The sequence below is a fragment of the Streptomyces sp. TAA040 genome (genome assembly GCF_000424845.1).
In genome coordinates this window covers 1-4,285 of the sequence record NZ_AUKR01000057.1, presented here as the reverse complement: position 1 = coordinate 4,285, position 4,285 = coordinate 1, and the positions used below count along the sequence as shown (strand labels likewise).

The 4,285-nt window shown below is 68.7% G+C and carries 5 protein-coding genes; 3 read left to right on the top strand and 2 right to left on the bottom strand.

Annotation, left to right across the window (positions count from 1 at the left end; genetic code table 11):
• Positions 1-191 precede the first annotated feature (191 nt).
• Entirely contained in the window at positions 192-425 is a 234-nt protein-coding gene (locus H300_RS0121565) for a hypothetical protein (RefSeq protein WP_078516217.1), read from the bottom strand.
• A 163-nt stretch (positions 426-588) separates the two neighbouring features.
• On the bottom strand, positions 589-1,734 hold the full coding sequence (locus tag H300_RS28535) for a TetR/AcrR family transcriptional regulator (protein ID WP_078516218.1): 1,146 nt from the start codon (positions 1,732-1,734) through the stop codon (positions 589-591).
• 93 nt (positions 1,735-1,827) lie between these two features.
• Between H300_RS28535 and H300_RS0121555 the strand changes: the two genes are divergently transcribed.
• From H300_RS0121555 to H300_RS28530, 3 genes are all read left to right on the top strand, one after another.
• Entirely contained in the window at positions 1,828-2,790 is a 963-nt protein-coding gene (locus H300_RS0121555) for a daunorubicin resistance protein DrrA family ABC transporter ATP-binding protein (protein ID WP_037981462.1), read from the top strand.
• The gene (locus tag H300_RS0121550) at positions 2,787-3,584 is read left to right on the top strand and encodes an ABC transporter permease (RefSeq protein ID WP_028429038.1); all 798 of its coding nucleotides are present in this window, start codon (positions 2,787-2,789) and stop codon (positions 3,582-3,584) included. Before H300_RS0121555 ends, H300_RS0121550 begins: the two co-directional genes overlap by 4 nt.
• A 56-nt stretch (positions 3,585-3,640) precedes the next feature.
• Positions 3,641-4,285, top strand: a 645-nt coding sequence (locus H300_RS28530; protein WP_106966900.1) for an IS3 family transposase, incomplete at its 3' end; no start/stop codon positions are given.

Below are 4,285 nucleotides of genomic sequence, written 5' to 3'. Positions count from 1 at the left end.
CGTCGGCACCGGCCGCACCGCTGCCGACGGCGGGCATCGGGCCGTACCGACACAACCACACACTGTTCGTTCTCATCGATCCGGACGCCCTCGACCACGGTGTTCTCCGCCGTCAGGGTCCGCTTCCATATGCTGAAGAGGGACACGCCGTTTTCCTGCTTGATCAAACTTGAGCTCAGACACCTCAAGGATCACAGGAAGCGGCGTGTTTCCCATATCGGCCCAGGCCACGGCACCCACACATACGGCAGGAGAGCCCAAAAATCCCTGGCCCGGTGCTGTGCGGGCAGGTAGCTGATCACCTTTCCGGTCGCCGTGTTCAGCGCGGCGAACAGGTCGATGGTGCCGTGCCACACGTAGTCGAAGCTGCGGCGCGCGGGCACTGCGGGCCATGCGGTCCGCTCCAGCGCTTGGACGGCGTCCAAGCCGAGCTATGCGACGTCGTCATCACAGCGCTGACGGCGCTGCGCACGCCAGCTCCGCCCCCGAAGGCGGTCCTCGCCGGGCATCCGGCGCGGGTCTCGGAGCGGTCGCCGGACCCGGGCGGTGTGGCGCCGGACCGACTGACGGAACCGGACAACCAGTCGATCATGCACGCCTCGTCTCCACCTCGCCCGTGAGTCTCCCCAAATTCGCGCTGTCACGCTGCCCGCAGCCTTCGAGGGCGCTGCGGTCGGCCACAGCGTGGCCGGCGCCGCGTCCGTCCGCGCGTGCCATGATCAGCCCGTCGCGCACCCGGATTGCGACCTCGGTGTGGTCGTCGACCGACCCCCGGCCGATAGCCGCGGAAGCCATGCCGGCGTCATCGAACACGACACGCAGCCGCGGTAGTTCCCCGGCCGCGAACACCCGTCGCAGGCAGCCGACGAGATCGGCGATCCGAAGCCGGGCCAGTCGTCCGATCTCGGCGGGATCGTCCGTCACAACGACGAGTGTCACCTCGTCGCGCAGCCGCGCCGAGCGCACGGCCTCCTCGGCTGCGGACAGACGTCTCACGCCCAGCACGACCACGACGCCGTCGTCGTCCAGGTCGACCTGACGGCCAGTGATCTCGTCGCGCAGTCCGTGGGGCGCTGCCCACGGGTCCTCCGCCGGCTGTGCCGGGGCGACGAAGGACAGGTGTGGCGGCTCCGAATCGTCGATCAGGGCCATGCCGGCCAGGTGCTCGGCGGCGCGGGCCAGGTCGAACGGGTCGCCGACCCCGGGGGCGTTCTCCGCCAGACCGGCCGCGCCGTGGAGCAGGGTCAGCGCCAGCTCGGCCAGTCGCACCGTCCGGGTGCGCACGGCGGTACGCGGCTCGACTGCCAGAGCGAGCAGCAGGGCTTCGAACCGGACGAGTTCGGCCAACGCGGTCCGGGCCGACTCGGTGTCGAGCACTCCGGACAGCGAGCGCAGGTGAAGATGTCCGCTGCCCGGTGTGTCCCCGGCGAAGGGCAGCCGTTCGAGCCAGACCCGGGCGAACACGCCGAGTGCCCTTCCGACGGAGTCGGGCGATTCCAGCGGCGGTTCGGCGCAGGCTCGGGCATGTTCGGCGGCGTCGGCGAGCACGGCGAGGTAGAGCGCGCGCTTGCCGGTGAAGTTGGAGTAGACCGCGCCCCTGGTCAGTTCGGCCCGCTCGGCGATCCGGTCGATCTTGGCCTCGCCATAGCCGTGCTCGGCGAACTCCTGCCGGGCCGCGACCAGCACCACCGCACGGGTCCGTTCCTGCTGTTGTGCGCGGGTCAACCTTGCCATCATCTCCCCTTCTGTGCCCTTCTCGCTTCCGCTGTGTCATGATACAGATAGCATCCAGATGTTGATGTCATCGGAACACTATGAGCATCGGAGATGGTCGTGGGTGACCTGGGGTTCGAGGTCGACGGGCTGATCAAGAGGTTCGGCAGGACGACCGCGGTCGACGGAGTGAGCCTCGCTGCTCCGCGCGGACAGGTGCTGGGACTGCTGGGGCCCAACGGCGCCGGGAAGACGACCGTCATCCGGGTGCTGGCGACCCTGCTGCAACCCGATGCAGGCCAGGTGCGCGTGGCGGGGATCGACGTCCGGCGAGATCCGGCTCGGGTTCGCCGACGCATCGCGCTGTCCGGGCAGCACACGAGCGTCGACGACGAGTTGTCCGGGCGGTCCAACCTGGTCATGATCGGCCGGCTCCTGGACCTCGGGCGGCCTGACGCCCGTCAGCGGGCCGGCGAGTTGCTGTCCCGCTTCGGCCTCGACGATGCGGCCGACCGGCCCGTCGCCACCTATTCAGGCGGGATGCGACGCCGGCTCGACCTCGCCGCCAGCCTGGTGGGGCGGCCCGATGTCGTGTTCCTCGACGAGCCCTCGGTCGGGCTGGACCCCGGAAAGCGCGACGAGTTGTGGCAGATGATCCGCGGGCTCGCCCAGGACGGCGTCACGGTCCTGCTCACGACGCAGTACCTCGAAGAGGCCGACGCCCTGGCCGACGCGATCACCGTCATCAACCGTGGACGGGTCATCGCGTCCGGCACACCCGCCGACCTCAAGCGCGAGGTCGGCGGCCACACGATCGTTCTGCGACCGTCCGACCTCAGCGACCTCGACCCCGCCGCCGCGATCGTCGCCCGGGTCGCGGGACGGGAGCCTGACAGGTCACGCCGCCACGAACTCATCGTGCCGGTCGCCGGCGACGCGGAGTTCTTCGAGATCACCGCCCAGCTCCGGGGTCACGGCATTGACGTCAGTGAGCTCGCGTTCCGCCTTCCCAGCCTCGACGAGGTCTTCCTGTCCCTGACCGGGGCTCCCACCGCCGATGCCAAGGACGCAGCATGACCACATCCCTCTCCGAGACCGCCCGGCCCTCGCGCTTCGGCATCCTCCGGCACAGTGTGGTCCTCGCCCAACGCAGCCTCGCCAAGACCAGCCGGAACCCCGGCCCGATCATGAACGGCATCATCACCCCCGCGCTGTTCATGGTCCTGTTCCTCTACCTGTTCGGCCGCCCGGTCGCCGGTACCACCGCCGAGTACCTCCAGTACCTGTTCCCCGGAATCCTCGTCATGGGCGCCGGGCTTGCGGGCATGATCTCCACCGGGTCGGCCATCAATCTCGACCTGAAGAACGGCGTCACCGACCGGTTCCGCAGCCTTCCGATCAGCCGTACGGCGCCGCTGCTCGGCTCCGTGCTGGCCGACATCCTCCGTTATTTGATCGCCGTGGCGGTCCTGTTCGGCATCGGCGCACTGCTCGGGTTCCGCATCCAAGGCAGCGCCCTCGCCGCACTGGGGGCGGCCGGACTCGCCATCATGTTCGGGTTCTGCCTGAGCTGGCTCATGGTGTTCATCGGTGTCCTCGTCAAGAGCGCCGAAGCCGTACTGTCGTTCAGCTTCATCGCCTTCCTGCCGCTCCAGTTGGGCAGCAGCCTGGCCGCCCCGATTGACACCCTGCCCGGATGGCTGCACGCCTGGGCGGGCATCAACCCCGTCACCCACGTCATGAACGCCTGCCGCGCTCTGCTGAACGGGACACCGGACAGCGGAAGCATCGGCCTCACTCTGCTGTGGTCGGCCATCCTGTTCGTCGTTTTCTGCCCACTCGCGGTCCGCGCCTACGGCCGCCAGGAGTGACGACGCCGACGGACGACAGCCTCCCTGTGCACCGAACCGCACACCGGGACCACAGGATGCGCGAGGCCGATCTCGCAGGAGTGAGTCCACGCCGCAAGGGCTTCACACGCCGCGATCCCCAGGCCACGCTGGCCCCGGACCTGGTGAACCGGAACTTCACAGCCCCGGCGCCGAACCGGTTGTGGGTCACCGACCTGACGATGATCCCCACCGGCGAGGGCCCGCTGTGGCTCTCGGCGATCCGCGACGCCTTCTCCCGCCGGGTCGTCGCCTGGGAGACCTCCGCCCGCGCGGATGCCGACCTGGTCCTGACGACGCTGGAGTACGCACTCTCCAGTCGCGAGACCGAGCCCGGCAAGCTGATCCACCATGCCGATCACGGCTGCCAGTACACGTCCATCAAGCTGACAACCCGGTTGTTACGCGCTGGAGTTGACGCTTCCATGGGCTCCGTCGGGGACTCCTACGACAACGCCCTCGCGGAAAACCTGTGGATGCTGATCAAGACCGAGTGCGTACGCGGGCGCGTCCTCGCCACACGTGCCGAGGCGAACCTCGCCCTCTTCGAGTACATCGACGGCTTCAACAACAGCCGACGCATCCAGAAACGCCTCGGCTACCTCAGCCCCATCGAGTTCGAGGAACGGCACTACGCCGACCAGGCGACGGCCGAACAAGCGAACCTGAACACCCATCAACCC

Coding starts and splice junctions, on each gene's coding strand:
- H300_RS28535 (WP_078516218.1), bottom strand. CDS start 1,734: ATGGCAAGGTTGACCCGCGCACAACAGCAGGAACGGACCCGTGCGGTG.
- H300_RS0121555 (WP_037981462.1), top strand. CDS start 1,828: ATGGTCGTGGGTGACCTGGGGTTCGAGGTCGACGGGCTGATCAAGAGG.
- H300_RS0121550 (WP_028429038.1), top strand. CDS start 2,787: ATGACCACATCCCTCTCCGAGACCGCCCGGCCCTCGCGCTTCGGCATC.